Origin of the sequence: Corallococcus macrosporus, assembly GCF_017302985.1 — a bacterium.
Classification (GTDB): domain Bacteria; phylum Myxococcota; class Myxococcia; order Myxococcales; family Myxococcaceae; genus Corallococcus; species Corallococcus macrosporus_A.
Genome location: NZ_JAFIMU010000013.1, coordinates 47006 through 62533, shown reverse-complemented (window position 1 = coordinate 62533; position 15528 = coordinate 47006). Strand labels below are relative to the sequence as shown.

10 protein-coding genes are annotated in these 15528 nt (G+C 69.2%); 6 read left to right on the top strand and 4 right to left on the bottom strand.

Going from position 1 to position 15528, the window contains the following annotated elements; genetic code table 11:
- The first annotated feature begins 27 nt into the window (after positions 1-27).
- Positions 28-1182, top strand: a complete 1155-nt coding sequence (locus JYK02_RS34550; RefSeq protein ID WP_207057188.1) for a hypothetical protein — start codon at positions 28-30, stop codon at positions 1180-1182.
- Between the two features lie 24 nt (positions 1183-1206).
- Here JYK02_RS34550 and JYK02_RS34545 read toward each other — a convergent pair whose 3' ends face one another.
- A complete protein-coding gene (locus tag JYK02_RS34545) occupies positions 1207-3060 on the bottom strand; it encodes a WD40/YVTN/BNR-like repeat-containing protein (RefSeq protein ID WP_207057187.1) in 1854 nt (617 codons plus the stop codon).
- Positions 3061-3192: 132 nt separating this feature from the next.
- Between JYK02_RS34545 and JYK02_RS34540 the strand changes: the two genes are divergently transcribed.
- The 4 genes from JYK02_RS34540 to JYK02_RS34525 are packed head-to-tail and all read left to right on the top strand — an operon-like array spanning position 3193 to position 9087.
- Complete coding sequence (locus JYK02_RS34540; RefSeq protein WP_207057186.1) at positions 3193-4566, top strand: FAD-dependent oxidoreductase; 1374 nt, start codon at positions 3193-3195, stop codon at positions 4564-4566.
- 56 nt (positions 4567-4622) lie between these two features.
- Positions 4623-6461, top strand: coding sequence for a hypothetical protein (locus JYK02_RS34535; RefSeq protein WP_207057185.1), 1839 nt, complete (start codon positions 4623-4625; stop codon positions 6459-6461).
- Complete coding sequence (locus JYK02_RS34530; protein ID WP_207057184.1) at positions 6461-7495, top strand: hypothetical protein; 1035 nt, start codon at positions 6461-6463, stop codon at positions 7493-7495. The genes JYK02_RS34535 and JYK02_RS34530 overlap by 1 nt, the downstream gene beginning before the upstream one ends.
- 11 nt (positions 7496-7506) lie before the next feature.
- The gene (locus JYK02_RS34525; protein WP_207057183.1) at positions 7507-9087 is read left to right on the top strand and encodes a DUF1501 domain-containing protein; all 1581 of its coding nucleotides are present in this window, start codon (positions 7507-7509) and stop codon (positions 9085-9087) included.
- A 92-nt stretch (positions 9088-9179) separates the two neighbouring features.
- Here the strand turns inward: JYK02_RS34525 and JYK02_RS34520 are convergent, their stop codons facing one another.
- Genes JYK02_RS34520 through JYK02_RS34510 form a run of 3 tightly spaced genes read right to left on the bottom strand, consistent with a single transcriptional unit; the run spans position 9180 to position 14263 of the window.
- Positions 9180-10895 carry a serine/threonine-protein kinase gene (locus tag JYK02_RS34520; protein WP_207057182.1) on the bottom strand — a complete coding sequence of 572 codons (1716 nt, stop codon included), beginning with the start codon at positions 10893-10895 and terminating at the stop codon, positions 9180-9182.
- Between the two features lie 9 nt (positions 10896-10904).
- Complete coding sequence (locus JYK02_RS34515) at positions 10905-12869, bottom strand: serine/threonine-protein kinase (RefSeq protein WP_207057181.1); 1965 nt, start codon at positions 12867-12869, stop codon at positions 10905-10907.
- A gap of 53 nt (positions 12870-12922) precedes the next feature.
- A complete protein-coding gene (locus JYK02_RS34510; protein WP_207057180.1) occupies positions 12923-14263 on the bottom strand; it encodes a trypsin-like peptidase domain-containing protein in 1341 nt (446 codons plus the stop codon).
- Between the two features lie 256 nt (positions 14264-14519).
- Between JYK02_RS34510 and JYK02_RS34505 the strand changes: the two genes are divergently transcribed.
- A complete protein-coding gene (locus JYK02_RS34505; RefSeq protein ID WP_207057179.1) occupies positions 14520-15527 on the top strand; it encodes an ATP-binding response regulator in 1008 nt (335 codons plus the stop codon).
- Position 15528 lies beyond the last annotated feature (1 nt).

Here is a 15528-nt window from a genome sequence, read left to right as displayed (position 1 = left end):
TAGGCCGGCGTGTTAGCGTTCCACGCAATGAGTGGGCAAAAAGGGACGATCGTCGAGCTCAACCCGATGGATGCCCTTGGGTGGATCGAGCTCGACGATGGCGGGCGGGTGCGCTTCGGCGGCACCTCGCTCAAGAGCTTCGCCGTGAACCCCTCGGTCGGCACCCGGGTCGAGGTGCACGGCATCGCGCCGGGTTACCAGGGCGTGCCCAAGGCGGTGATGGTGACGCCGCTCGTCGGCGCGTCCGAGGCCACCGAGCAGCCCAAGGCCGAGCCGCGCCGCGCGCGGAAGAAGACCCCATGGGCGACCTTCGTGCGCGAGCACCCGCGCTGGAGCGACGTCGCAGAGACGTGCGTGCCCTGCGCGCGCAAGGCGCCTCGCCCCACGCTCCCCGAGCACCCGCTGTTCGCGCCCTGGCGCCGCGAGCTTTGCGAGACCGCGCCCACCAGCGTCGACCTGAAGGTGCCGCATTACCTGAAGCCCGAGAGCTTCGATCCCGGCCCCGGCGATTGCTTCGCGCACGGCTCCGTCGCCTGGCTCGACGAGCCGCGCTGGCCGAGCTGCGGCGTCTGCGCCCGCCCGCTGGAGATGTGCGTCCAGATCTCGCCGGCGGTGCTCGCGGACTTCCTTCCCGGTGGCCGCGGCCTCGCCGCGCTCTTCTGCTTTCACTGCGGCGTCTCGATGAACAGCGATCCGCGCGTCGCGCACGTGCGCCTGGTGGATCCGAGGCACCGCGTGACCGGCCCCAAGGAGTGGAAATCGGCGTCGAGTGGCTGGCGGCGTGAGAGTCAGCGGGTGACGCCGGGCTCCCCGGCAACCGAGCTGGCGCCGGCGAGCTGGTACCGCTTTCGCTCGGAGATCACGCCGGACACCGCGTCGAGCGGGCTCTTCGGCTTCGATGCGCCCGAGCTCGGCGGACCGTTCCCCAAGGACTTCGATCCGGATCTGCTCGACGTGGAGTACGACGACTGGCTCGCGAAGCAGCGCGGCGGCGCGCGCTGGGGTGGAGCTCGCCTCGGCGGCGTGGCGGGCTGGGACCAGGCCGACGCGACGCCGAGCTGCGCGCACGGCGAGATGCCGCACCTGCTCGACTACGAGGGCGGGCAGTTCCTCGACGGGGCGCTGCACGTGTTCTCGTGTCGCGAGCGGGTCTGTGAGCTGGCGTTCGTCGCGGAGTTCTGAGGCGACCCCAGAAGCGAAAGACAGTCACTGCGTGTAGCGCAGGAGCCCTTTGTCCGAGCCGATCCACACCTCGCCGGGGGCTCGGCTCTCCACCGTGGTGATGCCAAGGGGCAGGGGAGGGGAGTGCTGGGACCAGCTCACACCGTCCCAGTGGAGGACGCCGCTGTTGGGGACGGTTGCCCAGACATCGTTACGGCCGCTGCCAGCGACATGGCCCAGGTCGCTGTCGGCCCCCGTGCGGATGTCCGTCCAGGCCGTGCCGTCCCAGTGGGTCATCCGGCCCTGCCAGTGCGTCGTCCAGACATCGTCCACCGCTCCCACCCAGACCCCATGAGGACTGCCAGGCAAGCCGCTGGGGCGCTGGGTCCACGCGATGCCATCCCAGTGCCACACCTGGCCGTAACCCGAGAACAACCATACGTCCTGAGGCGACGTGCCATGGATACGGGCGAAGGTCGTGGTTTCCGGAAAGGCATACTCCGACCACTGCGCCCCGTCGTAGTGCAGCAGGTTGCCGGGGGTCACGGCCCAGACGTCGTCCGTGGCCGCGCCCCAGACGTCCACCAGGACCGTGTTGAGAGGTCTGGCTGCGGGGAACCGAGCCCAGGAAGCGCCGTCCCAGTGAAGGAGCGAACCGAGGGACCCTGTAGCCCAGGCCTCCCTGGAGCTGAGTACCGACAGGCCCCCCAGCCTCTCGTCGGTCGACGTGGCGGGGGTCTGCACCTGCGTCCACCGTCCGCCGTCGAAGTGCAGGGCAAAGCCAAAATCGCCGACAGCCCATACGTCATCGGGGGTCCGCTGCACGATGCGCTGGATGCGCCACTGTTGTTCTGGCGGGGGGGAGCCGTCGAGCGTGACCCACGCTCCGTCACTCCAGCGCATCATCGCGTGCATCTCGAGGCCGTAGTAGCCATCGGGCGTCGCGAGCTTCGCGTCCGCGTTCCGCGGACCGAGTTTGTGCCAGGTGTTGCCATCCCAGTGGAACAGATCGTTGCCATCGCCGCCCCAGCCATTGTCAGGCGTCAGGCCCTCGATTCCCACGATTCCGTCCACGGAGGTCATGCCCGTCCAGGTGCTTCCGTCCCAATGGAAGTACCTGAACCGGACCGGCGGCTCGTAGTCGAACTGGAAGTCCCCATGCGCCCAGATGTTCGTTGAGCTGGTGCCCCAGATCTTCACCAGGTGATAGCCGCGGGCGATGCTCGAGAGCTCCGAGAAACGGGTCCACGCCTGTCCGTTCCAGTGGGCGAGCCCGCCGAAGCGGCCCGAAACCCAGACATCGTCCCGCGCCACGGCGAACACGGCCATCGGATCAACGGTGTCAGCCAGCTCCACGGTGGACCAGACCTTGCCGTTGAAGTGCAGGAGGTCTTCACCGTCGCCTCCCGCGGCCCAGACATCGTCGGGTGCGGTCCCGGAGATCGTTGTCAGCGCCCCCTGCGTCGGGCTGCAGACCCGTGCCCACGTCTTCCCGTCCCAGTGGATGAGCGTGCCGCGCTCGCCGGCTCCCCAGATGTCGTTGGCGGACAAGCCCCAGAGCTTGAAGATGCGGCCCTCGGCGGGGGACGTCCTGGCGCTGTAGGTGACGCCATCCCAGTGCAGCAGGAGTCGCCCCTCGCCCGCCGCCCACAGATCGTCGCCGGAGACGCCCGCGAGGCCAGAGAGCTGGAAGCCTTGAGGAGAGGGCTGGGAGAAGCACCAGCCGCCCTTCAAGCAGAGGGGCGCGGGGCCCTCCTCCCAGACGTCCGGCGCCGAGGGCAGGGTGCAGAGGCTCTCATTGGGCACCGGAGGCGGAGGCTCACTCGGTGGGGGCGGCTGGGGGTCCGTACATCCCAGCGCGAAGAGGAGCGCTACCGTGAAGTGCGAGAACTTCTGCATGGGAGATGCTCCAGGGTCCGAGAGGGCATGTCAGACCGGTGAGATGCAATCGCCCTCTGAGCGGCACCGTCACGACATGAAACCCTGGAGGCTTGGGTCTTGGAAACCCCTGGACGAGGATTCGGAACCGCCGTGGTCATCGGCGGCAGCATGGCAGGGCTCTTGAGCGCGCGGGTGCTCGCGGACCACTTCGACAAGGTGACACTGGTGGAGCGGGATGTCCGGGGGGAGGGACCCGCCGCGCGCAAGGGTGTTCCGCAAGGGCCGCACATCCACGTGCTGTTGGACACGGGCCGGCGCATCCTCGACACGTACTTCCCGGACCTGTTCGAGCAGCTCCAGGTCCAGGGCGCCGAGCTCATCGACTCGAGTGGAGACCTCGCCTGGCACCACTTCGGGGTGTGGAAGCTGCGTCGCACCAGCGGCATCCCCGGGCTGCTGTGCACGCGGCCCCTGCTCGAGTGGAACGTCCTGCGCCGGGTGAAGGCGCGGCCCAACGTCGCGGTGCGCGAGGGCTGCTCCATCGAAGGGCTCATCCGCGACGCGAAGGGCACGGGGCGCATCACGGGCGTCCGGGTCAAGACACCCCAGGGCGAGGAGTCGTGGGAGGCGGACCTCGTCGTGGATGCCAGTGGCCGGGGCTCGCGGATGCCTCAGTGGTTGGAAGCCATCGGCTACGCGCGGCCGGAGGAGGAGCAGGTCCTCGTGGACCTTTCCTACACGACGTGCCTGCACGAGCCGCCGCCCCACTTCCAGAAGGAATGGAAGGCGCTCTTCCTCTATCCAAGTCCTCCCAAGGCCTGGCGCGCGGGGTTCATCTCCCACGTGGAGGGAGGCCGGTGGCTCGTCACCCTCAATGGCTACTTCGGGGAGCACGCGCCCACCGAGTACGCGGGGTTCCTCGAGTACGCGCGCTCACTGACGCGTCCGGACCTGTACAACTACTTGAAAGAAGCCACGCCGGTAGGGCCCATCTCCCAGCACAAGGTGAAGGACTGCCGGTGGCGGCACTACGAGAAGCTGCCCCGCTTTCCCGAGGGGCTGGTCATCCTGGGAGACGCCGCGTGTGCCTTCAACCCCCTCTACGGGCAAGGCATGTCGGTGGCGGGGCTTGGCGCGGAGCTGCTGGACACCTGCCTGCGCGAGCAGTCCGGACGAGGCGAGCTCTCGGGCCTGGCGCAGCGCTTCCGCGAGCGGCTGCCTGAAGTCATCCGGCTCCCGTGGCTGTTGGGCACGGGCATGGACCTGCTGTATCCGCAGGCCGTCGGGAAGCGGCCCTTCGGGCTGGGCTTGCTGCACTGGTACCTGCTGCGGCTGATGGAGCGCACGTCGACCGACGCACACGTCCATCGCCAGTTCTACCGGCTCCTGCACCTGCACGCGGGGCTGGAGGCGGTTCTCCAGCCCTCCGTGGCCTTGCCCGTGTTGGGCCATGGCGTCATGTCGCTCCTCCGTCCTCTCGAGCGGCTGGCGAATACCGGGACACGGCCTCCAAGCCCGGTCTGAGCCCGGAGCGCGCTTCCGTGTCATGGCGTCATGCTCCCGGTGTATTGTTCGTGCATATGCACTGGCACTTGCACCTGAAGCGCGCGGCCCTGCTGGCGGTGCTCTTCGCGGCGTCCGGGCTCACTGGAGTCGACGCGCACGCACAACAATGTGGCCCCGAAGCGCCTCCCCCCGCCGTCCCGCTCAACGACCAGATGAGCGGCACGCGGGTCTTGCGCCGCCTCGTCCTCGGTCTCTCGGGGACGACGCCCACCGTCGAACAGTACGAGGCGATGGCCGCCGCGACCACGCCCGAGGCGCGGGAATCCCTCCTGCGCGCCACGCTCGAGGCCGCGCTCGCCTCGCCGAAGTTCTACGAGCGGATGGTGAACTTCGGCCACGAGTGGCTCGCGGTGGGCGCATACACCACCGGCGCGGCGGGTGACGCCTACCAGGGCGACATGTCCGGCCACCTCTTCAAGTGCGACGCCAACACCGCGCACGCGGGCGCGTACTACGCCGTGCACGAGTTCGGCGATTCGAAGGACCCGGCGAAGCAGTGCCAGGACCAGGACGCCGACGGCAACCCCGCCGTGCCCGAGGTGCACCAGGTGGAGCCCTGGTGGGCGCCGGGCACCACCGTCACGGTGCTCGGCAAGGCCGGCTCCGACGTCACCCAGGTCACCGACAGCAAGGGCCAGCCGGTCGACTGCGGCCTCGCGAACGGCGGCTACTACGACCCCATGCTGCCCGCCGCGTGCGGCTGCGGCCCGAACCTGGTGTGGTGCAGCCCGCTCTACGGCCTCCATAGCAACAGCAACCACGACTTCGGCCTGCAGCGCCGGCACCCCTACGAGGAGCCCGCGCGCCTCTTCGCGCACCTCGCGTGGCACGACCGGCCGCTCTCGGACCTCATCCTCGGGAACTACTCGGTCGGCACCAACTGGCTGCGCGCGCTGTACGTGCGCTTCGGCCGGCAGATGGGCAACAGCGCGCTGGACAAGAACACCACGTGGTGGCGTCCCGACGCGGACAACGCGCCGCGCGACCCGCTGCACCCCACGCCGAATGATCCGCAGGCGTGGCGCGAGTTCGTGGTCGAGGACCTGGAGCCCTTCCACCTCGCGCTCACCCCGGACCGGGCGCGCTCCGGCAGCATCGACCGCACCTACCGCTTCGACCCGCGCACCACGACCGACGCGCCCCAGGGCCTCCCCACCGCGGGCGTGCTCACCATGATCGGCTCGCTGTCGTCCTTCCCGCGCGAGCGCGTCCGGGCCGCGCGCTTCCTCGAGATGTTCGCCTGCCAGAACTTCTCGCCACCGCCCGCGGACGTGCACTTCCCGCCCCTGGAGGTGGACCCCGGCACCGGCGGCACGTGCCTGCACTGCCACCGGACGCTCGACCCCGCGGCCATCTCCTTCAAGCGCTGGGACTTCGGCACGGCCCAGAGCTCCTACGTCCCGTGGCCTTTCATGCCGGGCGTGGGCCGCCACCGCATCACCAAGGAGTGGCTGTCCGGGCAGTACCCGTACATCGGCACCTCGCCGGGCTACCGCTGGAAGAACGCGTTCGTCCCCAACACCCTCCTCACGCCCGTCACCCCCGAGCAGGTGAAGGCCAACCCCGAGGCGGTGCTGCTCGACACGATGCCCGACACGTACACGCTGCTCGGCGAGCACGGCGACGGCACCATGGGCCCGCTCGGCTTCGGGAAGCTCGTCGTGCGCTCCGGCGAGTTCGACCGCTGCGTCGCGCGCAAGATGTATTCGATGTTCATCGGCCGCGACCTGAACCCGGCCACGGAGAAGGGCTTCATCGACAAGCTCGCGCGGGAGTTCGTCGCGGGCGACCGGAAGCTGAAACCCTTCATCCGATACCTCTTCGAACAACCCGAGCTGCGGAGGGGCCTGTGATGAACACGTTGCGTTCGACCCTGAGTGGCGCCGCGCTGGCCTCGGTCGTGCTCCTCGCCGTGAGCTGCGTCGGGAAGATCGGGGACTCTCCCGAGGACCCGGGCGGTGAGAGCTGCGAGGCCGTGAGCAAGAACGACGAGATCCGTCTCGCGCTCGCGCCCGCGTGCCAGGGCTGCCACCTCACCGGCAACAAGCCCTTCTTCGCCTCGCTCACCGCCTTCGAGAACGGGCTCGTCTACAACGAGAAGTACGTGAAGCGCGGCGACCCCGCGAACAGCATGCTCATCCAGCTGCTGGACGGCGTGGCCCCCGGCAGCTATCCCCAGATGCCGCCCGGGCAGCCGTACAACGAGCTCGTCAGCAGCGGCCGCGTCACGCTGACCATCGCGCAGGTGGAGGACTGGATCCGGAACCTGCCGGCCGCGCCCGCGCAACTGGAGGCCCCCGTGGCGGAGGAGTTCAGCGTCCGCCGGCTCACCGCCGAGGAGATGATCCTCAGCCTGATGGATCAGCTCGGGCTCACCCTCGAGGACTTCGTCAGCACCACCGACACCAACTGGCGCAACAAGCCGTACGTGGCGAACGGCGGCAAGTTCTTCATCTGGCCCGGGGACTGGGCCCCCGGCATCTCGGGCGAGTACGTCTCCGACTCGCGCAGTGTCGAGCGCTTCGAGGCGCTCGGTGGCGGCAATTCGCTCCTGTACCGCAAGCGGGATGTGGGCTTCGGTCCGTCCACCGCGCAGACGCTGGTGCAGATGTCCCAGGCGTGGTGCGCGCGCGCCGTGGACAAGAAGAACAACCCGGCGGTGCTGCGCTACGTGACGCTCGCCGACACCTCCAAGAGCAACCCGGACGCGGTGCAGAAGAACCTGCGCTCGCTCTACCTGCGCATGCTCGGCCAGCCGCCCTCGGACGCGGAGGCCCGGGCGCTGTACGAGCAGGTCTACCTGCCGCTGGAGGCGCAGAACACGCGCCTCGCCTGGATTGGCGTCTGCGCGGCGCTCATCCGTCACCCGATGTGGATCACCTACTGAGCGAGGACACCATGCCGAACACCTCTCGTCGCACCCTGCTCAAGTGGGCCCTCGGCGCGGGACAGCTCGCGCTCCTCGATCGCGCGGGGCTCCTCGGTTCGAGCACCGCGCACGCCGCGGACGTCGACGTCCCCTCGCGCCTCGTGGTGCTCTACATCCCCGGCGGCTACCGGCCGGCGTACTACTTCACCCCGATGGAGGACGCGGACATCCCGCTCTGCGTCCCCACGCCCTCCAACCACAGCGGCGAGCCCGTCTTCTTCCAGGCGAACCAGGTGGTGAACCTCGCGCCTCCGAACGGCTCCTACAAGCCGCTGCGGACGTGGCAGTCGTGGAACCCCGCCGACCCGGCCGCGCGCGGCAACTACAGCCCGCTCATGTACGGCTACACGCACTTCGCGCTGGCGGATCAGCTCAGCGTGCTGCACGGCATCGACCAGGGCACCAACGACCACTCGAGCGCGTTCATCTCCTCGATGTGCGGTGTCGCCGGCGCGGACTACCGGGCGCCCGCCGTGCACTCGGTCATCGCGAACCACCTGTATGAGAAGTACCGCGAGAGCCGGCCGCTGCCCTTCGTCGTCGTCACCGGAGAGCGCGGCATGCCGGTGGGCATGGGGCTGCCCTCCCACGCCTCGCCCCTGCGCGTGCCGTCCATCGAGGCGCTCAAGCCGATGCTCTCGGCGAAGCCCTCGGACAACGCGTGGTGGACGGGGCTGGACGCGCGCACCGAGGCGCCCGAGCTGGACGCGCGCGGGAAGCCCACCGGGGGCAGCCTGAAGACGACGGCCATCGAGCGCTTCTCGCTGACGCGCGCCCAGCAGCTCCTGGGCCGCTCGACGGCGAAGGTGGACACCTACCTGGAGGGGCTGCACGGCTCGCTGTCATCGGTGTCGCGCGTGCTCGCGACGGACGTCGTGTCCGTGCTGGAGAAGACCAAGGGCATCGAGACGCTGACCTCGAACCGCCCCGCGTACATGTCGAGCTACCTGCCCAACCAGTCGTTCACGTACACCTTCGGCCTCGCGAACTTCCACCTCACGGGGCTCGACGCGCGCATGGACATGGCGCTTCGCCTGCTCAAGGCGGACCTCTGCACCTCGGTGCACGTCTCGCTGCAGCAGGACTTCGACACGCACAACGGCCTGGGCCACGGCTACAGCTGCGCGCACGGCCGCGGGATGATGGACAACGTCGCGCGCTTCCTCGGCGAACTCAAGGCCGCGCCCGCGCCCGGCAAGCCCGGCAAGACGCTGCTCGACGACACGCTCGTGCTGGTGATGAGCGAGTTCGGCCGGAGCTGGGCCTCGCGGAGCAGCGACGGCAGCTACTACCTGCCGGACGATCACCACCCCTACACGTCCATCTGCTTCGCGGGCGGGAACGTGGCGGGGAACCGGCAGGTGGGCTCGTACACCCCGCGCGGGCTCGGCGTCCCGGTGGACATCATCGAGGAGAACGGCCAGGCCTCGAAGCGCGTGCCCCGCTCCGCGGACGCGGTGACGACCGCGCTGCGCATCCTGGGCATGGACACACACGAGTTCTTCATCCCCGGCGGCTACGGCGAGGTCGTGGGGCTCCGGAAGGCGTAGTCCCGACCGGGCGGGTGGATGGCCCAGGGGGTAAGGAGAGCACCCTGGGCGTTATTTTTCCGGTGAATCCTGTTGCCCTGGTGGAGTGGCGTCTATTCATTCATGCCCTTGAGCAGTGCGCGAACCTCCTCCGCCGAGTTCCCCGTCGGCTCGAGGAGCAGATACTTTTTATAGGCCTCGGCCGCTCGGGTTTGATCGCCGGAGAACTGAAGTGAGCTGCCCAGCCAGAACCAGGCCTTCGCGTTCTTGGGCTCCGCCTTGACCACGTCCTGGAGCAGCTTCGCCGCCTCGCGGTAGCCGGCATCCGAAGTCGAAGAGCTGTTTGCGAGGGCAATGGCAAGGCCGGTCTTGGCCTGCATTGAAGCAGGATTGAGCTTGAGTGCAGCGCGATAGCTGGGCCCCGCACTCCTGAAGTCCCTCCTCGCCAAGGCCTGAGTACCGGCGGCAAGAGCCTCTTCATATTTCCGCCCACCTGACGGGATGACAGCGGGTGAGGTCGGCTGCGTCGTGACGGTCTGGGCCGGCTTGGGGGGCTCTTGGGCGGGCCTTGTCGAAATCGAGGAGGACTCTTTCGGGGCCGCCGTTCCGGTCATGCCTTGGGGAGCCAGGATCGGTGTCGCCATCGGAGGTCCGACGGCTTCCTCCGCTGGAACGGCTTTCATTGCCAACCAGATCCCCCCTGCCAGACTGAACAGGCCGGCTCCCAGTGCGGCTGGAAGCCGCCAGCGCGGGGACGCCGCAGGTGTCACGGGACCTGTATGCCGTCGTGTGTCGGCGACGTTCTCTGGATCAGGCGCTTCGTACCGTGCCTGCCAGGCGCGTCGCTCGTCCTGGAACGAGCCGGGCACCGGCAGGTCGCGGCCCGCCTTGGCCAGGTCCTCTCGGAACAGGGTTCGCAACAGATGCGCCACGCTCATCGATGAGAAGCGTGGAAAGCTTGCGTAGAGGAACTCCGCCAATGCGTCCCCGAACGCGTGACTGGATTCGAAGCGCTCCTTCAGATCCGGAGCCAGCGCCTTCATCACCAGGTCGCTCAAGGCCGTGGGCAGGTCCGGACGCAGCTCGCGCAGCGGAGGAATCTTTCCGTGCGCCAGTTTCATCAGCACGACGGATTCGAGCCCCGTCAACGGCAGTTGTCCGGACAGCAGCTCGTACAGCACCACGCCTGTGGCCCAGACATCCGTTCGCGCGTCCACCTCTTCTCCACGCGCCTGCTCCGGGGAGAAGAAGAGATACTTGCCCTTCAGCACTCCGGGGGCCGTCTTGAATCCTCGCAGGGACTGCGCCTTGGCAATGCCAAAGTCGACGATCTTGACCTGGCCCTCGTAGCCGACAAGCACGTTGTCAGGGGAGATGTCCCGGTGGACGATCCCCAAGGGCTTGCCACCGCTGTCCGCGCGCGTGTGCGCGTAGTGCAGCCCCCTGCACATCTCCATGGCGATGTAGACCGCCACGGGCACAGGGAGGGCCGGCATGCCACTCTTTCTGGCGCGCTTGAGGAACCGGTCGAGCGGCTGGCCGTCCACGAACTCCATGGCGAGGAAGTACTCGCCATCGACGCGGCCGAAGTCGAAGACCTGGGCGACGTTTCCATGAGACAGCGTGGCACTGATGCGTGCCTCGCTGATGAACATGGAGATGAACGCGTCGTCGTTTGCGTACTCGGGCAGCACCTTCTTGATGAGGACGGGCTTCGTCACGCCCGCGTCTCCCACCAGTTGGGCCCGCCAGGTTTCAGCCATCCCGCCGCGGCTCAGCCATGAAACCAGCTCATACCGCCCGAAGATGTCTCCCTCTTGCGTGCCCATGGGATGGGGCTACTCCTCCACGGCCTCCTGCGGCTCCTGGAAGTCCACGTCGAAGTTGACGCGCTGGCCGGGCTCGATGGTGAAGGTCTTCTGCCAGTGCGACGGGCCCACGGTGACGTTGAGGCGGTGGTAGCCCTCGTAGACGTCCAGTTCCTCCACCGGCACGGTGCCCGCGGGCTTGCCGTCGATGGTGACATTGGCGCCGGCGGGGCCTCGCACGTTGATGAAGGCCTTGTTGAGGAAGAACTGGTAGCCGGAGCGGCCCGTGGGGGCCACCGTCACGGTGCGCGACACGGAGATGCCCAGCGCGCCATTGGTGAAGGTGAGCAGGTGCTTGCCCGGCGGCAGCGACGCGGACAGCGGCGTGCGGCCCAGGAGCGCGTTGTTGAGCGTGACCTCCACGCGCGGCTCCACGGTGAGGTCCAGGATGCCCATCGTCGGGCCCGCGTCCACACCGGCGTCCACGCCCGCGTCCTCGATGCCCGCGTCGAAGGGCTCGGCCACGACGACAGCCGGCATGCCTGCGTCGAAGGTCTCGACGGTCATCGTGCCCTGAAGCTGGCGCTGGATGATCACCGCGCCCGCACCGAGCGTCAGCACGAGACCGCCGACCACGAACGGTATCCAGGAACGTGAAGGCTTCTGCGCCACCGCGGCTGGAACCGTTGGGCTCGCCGCTCCGCCGAAGATGGGACCCGTGGGCCGCGTCTCCGTCGAAGGCTTCGGAGCAGGGGAGGGCGTTGCGGTCTGAGCCGTGGCGCCGTGAGCGCCCTGACTCGTGACCGGGTTCGCGGTGCTCGGAACTGGGTTCTGCGCTGGAGCCGCAACAGGAGCGCTCTGGGGGACCTGCGCGGGCGTCGATGCCTGCGCGGTCTGCACGGGCGCGGACACAGGCGCCTGCGGCGCGGTGGCCACGGGCTGCGCGGGTACGGGCGTGCTGCTCCCCGCCGCGGAGAACTCCGGCACCTTGCTCTTCACGGGCTCCGCGAGCCCCACGCCCTGCGCGATGAGCTCCGCGATCTGCGGCGCGGGCATGCCTGCCTTCGACAGCGCCTCCGCGATGCCCTTCTCGATCGTCGCCCTTCGCGCCGCGCGCGCCTCGCTCTCAGGCGGGAACAGCTTCGCCAGGTGCGCCGCGAACTCCTCGTGCTCCGGCAGCTTCCCGACGGCCTCCACCAACGCCTCGCGGAACGCGAGCGCCGACGGGTAGCGCTCCAGCGCGCGCTTCGTCGTCGCGCGGCGCACCACCGCATCCAGCTTCAGCGGCACGTCCGACGGCATCGGGGGCAGGGCGCGGTTGAGCACCGCCTTGTCCGGATCCGCCGACTCCTTGAACGGCATCTTGCCCGTGAGGCACTCGTGCAGCGTGAGCCCCAGCAGGAACACGTCCGACTGCACGTTGACCGCTTCGCGCCCGCCCAAGAGCTGCTCCGGGGACGTGTACGCGCGGCGGTTCTTCACGCGCTTGCCACCGCGCTCGCGCGGCGCCACGGAGAGCGCTCCGTAGCCCGTCACCTTCGTGAAGCCGCTGAAGGACACCATCAGCGTCTCGGGCCGGATGTCTCCGTGCACCAGCGGTGAGCCGTCGTCGTTGCCGGCGACGTGCGCGTAGTGCAGCCCCATCGCCGCGTCCGCCACCACCAGCGACGCGAACGCGGGCGACATGCGCGGGTTCGCTTCCAGCACGCGCCGCAGCGGCTCGCCGTCCGCGAACTCGGTGACTCGCGCCAGGCCGCCGTCCAGCTTCTCCAGGCCGTGCACGCGCAGGATGTTTGGATGGTCGAAGACGATGGCGCGGTTCGTCTCGCGCTCCAGGCGCGCCACCAGCTCCGGGTTCTGGGCAATCTCAGGCGGTGCCCAGATGAGCACCACGGGGCGGGGCGTGACACCTTCCTCCAGCGACAGGCCGAGGAAGGCACGCGAGCCCTCTCCAGCAAGGAGGGGGCCGAGTGACTGATAGCGAGGCGAACTCATGGGAACGGCATGCTAGTGCCCTTCCCATCGATCCTGGAATCCCCGGGATGTACCTAGAGCCGTTGCCCTTCGAAAGGCAGCGTCAGGTGGTAGCCATAACGCCCGCGCCGCACGAGCAACAGCACGCTACGTCCCCGTCGCGCCGTCAGCAGGGCTTCACGGAAAGTGTCACCCGTCGACACCGGCTGGTTGTTCATCCGCAACAGCACGTCCCCCGGCTCCAGCCCAATCTCCGAGGCGGCGGAGCCCGGACGCACGGAAGTAATCGCCATCCCGCCCTTGCTCTCCTTCACGCGGAGTCCCAGCTTCTCCCACGCCAGGGTTTCAAGCAGGCGAGCAGGAAATTCAACCGGCGTCACCTGCACCGTGCGGCTCGCGCCTGCTCGGAAGAGCACCAAGGGGAAGACCGAGCGGGCCGGATAACCGCGCACGCGCGAGTCGAAATCCTCCGCGTCCTGGATGCGTGAGCCACCCAGTTCGGTGACCACGTCGCCACGCTGCACACCGGCCTGCGCGGCGGGGCTGTCCGGATCCACGTTCGTCACGATGACGCCGTACGTGCGGTCCCACCCGAGCCGCGCGGCCACCTGCTCGCGCAGGTCCGCCGTGTCCATGCCCACCCACGCCGGACGCACCTTCCCGAAGCGCGTGAGCTCCTCCACGATGCGCCGCACCTTGTCCGCGGGAATCGCGAAGCCGATGCCCTGGCCGTTCGCGTAGATGGCGGTGTTGATGCCGATGATCTCCCCGTCCACGTTGAGCAGCGGCCCGCCGGAGTTGCCCGGGTTGATGGCCGCGTCCGTCTGGAGGAAGTCGTTGTAGACGCGGTCGTCCGCGCGGAAGGTGCGGCCCGTCGCGGACACCACGCCCGCCGTCACCGTCTTGCTCAGGCCGAACGGGCTGCCGATGGCCACCACCGTCTCGCCAATCATCAGGTCACTGCTGGTGCCCAGCTTCGCGGTGGGCAGGGGCTCCTTCGCGTTGACCTTGAGGACCGCCAGGTCGTTGTTCGCGTCGCTGCCCACCACCTCCGCGTCGAAGGTGCGCCCGTCCGCCAGCACCACGTGGATGGCGGAGGCTCCGCGGATGACGTGGTCGTTGGTGACGATGATGCCGGACGCGTCGATGATGGCGCCGCTGCCCAGGCCGGTGATGCGCTGGCGCGTCTCCGGCTGCGCCATGCCCTGGCCGAAGAACTCCTCCAGCGGCGAGCGCGGCCGGCCCCGGAAGCGCGACTCCACCTCCTGCTCGGTGCCGATGTAGACGACCGCCGGGGAGACCTTCTGCACCACCTCCACCACGTCGCTGCGCCGGCGCGACAGGTCCGCGTGCGCCGGTAGCGCCAGCACGAGCCCCGTCAGCAAGAGCCCCCACCGGATGTGTGCTGCCCTCATGCCCTTCCTCCATACGCCGCCGGAAATTGTCTCCCGGAAGACAGTCTGAATGTCGGGAAGGCCTCAGCCATTCCCTGGGTGTCTGGAAGCGGCGTCCGGCTCTTCATAGACCAGATGGCGCGGCCGTGATCGAACGCACTTCAGGCAGAACGTCCCTGCCCCGGCCCGATTGCGGCCCGGGAGCGCAGGGTGGGGCCTGGGCATCCCGGCGCGGCGAACTGCTTGATGCCCGCGGGGGCCGAGGGAGTGGTTGCACATGAGTCTCGTCCTGGTCGCGGATGATGAGCCCGCGGTGCTGGAGGTCTTGAGCCAGGTGATCGAGGACCTGGGGCACGACGTGGTGCGCGCCCGGGATGGCGAGGAGGCCCTGGCGCTCGCCCGTGCCCACCGGCCCCGGCTGGTGGTGACGGACCACATGATGCCGCGCATGAGCGGCATGGAGTTGTGCAGCCGGCTGAAGCAGGAGCCCGGCCTGCGCGACGTGCCCATCATCCTCTTGAGTGCCGTGCTCCAGCAGGGCTCGCCGGATGCGGCCGCGTTCCTCAACAAGCCCTTTGAAATCACCGACTTCGAGACGCTGATCCACGACGTGCTGGAGAAGGCCCCCGCCGCGTCCCCGGAGCCCACGACGCCGGTGGAGGCGCTGAGCCGCTGGGTGGCGCAGTCGCTTCAGGGCCCGCTGGAGGCCGCGCGCGAACAACTGCGCACGCTCCGCGACCTGCCGCCCCCCAGCAAGGGCGCGGTGGAGGCGCTGGGCGCGCAGCTCCAGTCGCTGGAGCGGATGGGGCACTACCTCCAGGACGCGGCCCGCCTGAGCGCGGGCAGCGTGACGTTGCGGCCGGTGGAGGGCGACCTGCGCCGGCACCTGGAGGCGTCCGTCGCCCGGTGCCGCACGGCGGGGCCCGGGGTGCCGGTGGAGGTGACGGTGCCCTCGGAGGCGGTGGGCCTGAAGTTCGACCCCGAACGCCTGGAGCAGGTGTTCGACGTGCTCCTGTCGAACGCGGCCCGGCAGGGCGGGGTGCGCGTGGAGCTGGAGGCGTCCCCGGAGCAGGTGCTGGTGCGCGTGAGCGACCGGGGACCGGGCATCCCGGAGGCGGAGCTGCCCCGGCTGTTCCAGCCCTTCCCGCAGGGCCCCGCGCGGGGCGAGGCGCTGGGGCTCTACGTGGCCTCGGAGCTGGCGAAGCTGCACGGCGGCGCGCTGTCCGCCGAGTCGCGCCCCGGGCAGGGCGCGACGTTCAGCGTGTCGCTGCCGCGCGTGGCCTGAG

What these genes read in the sequence shown, in the direction of transcription:
- JYK02_RS34550 (WP_207057188.1), top strand. Translation starts at nt 28, where the DNA reads ATGAGTGGGCAAAAAGGGACGATCGTCGAGCTCAACCCGATGGATGCC.
- JYK02_RS34545 (WP_207057187.1), bottom strand. Translation starts at nt 3,060, where the DNA reads ATGCAGAAGTTCTCGCACTTCACGGTAGCGCTCCTCTTCGCGCTGGGA.
- JYK02_RS34535 (WP_207057185.1), top strand. Translation starts at nt 4,623, where the DNA reads ATGCACTGGCACTTGCACCTGAAGCGCGCGGCCCTGCTGGCGGTGCTC.
- JYK02_RS34530 (WP_207057184.1), top strand. Translation starts at nt 6,461, where the DNA reads ATGAACACGTTGCGTTCGACCCTGAGTGGCGCCGCGCTGGCCTCGGTC.
- JYK02_RS34525 (WP_207057183.1), top strand. Translation starts at nt 7,507, where the DNA reads ATGCCGAACACCTCTCGTCGCACCCTGCTCAAGTGGGCCCTCGGCGCG.
- JYK02_RS34520 (WP_207057182.1), bottom strand. Translation starts at nt 10,895, where the DNA reads ATGGGCACGCAAGAGGGAGACATCTTCGGGCGGTATGAGCTGGTTTCA.
- JYK02_RS34515 (WP_207057181.1), bottom strand. Translation starts at nt 12,869, where the DNA reads ATGAGTTCGCCTCGCTATCAGTCACTCGGCCCCCTCCTTGCTGGAGAG.
- JYK02_RS34510 (WP_207057180.1), bottom strand. Translation starts at nt 14,263, where the DNA reads ATGAGGGCAGCACACATCCGGTGGGGGCTCTTGCTGACGGGGCTCGTG.
- JYK02_RS34505 (WP_207057179.1), top strand. Translation starts at nt 14,520, where the DNA reads ATGAGTCTCGTCCTGGTCGCGGATGATGAGCCCGCGGTGCTGGAGGTC.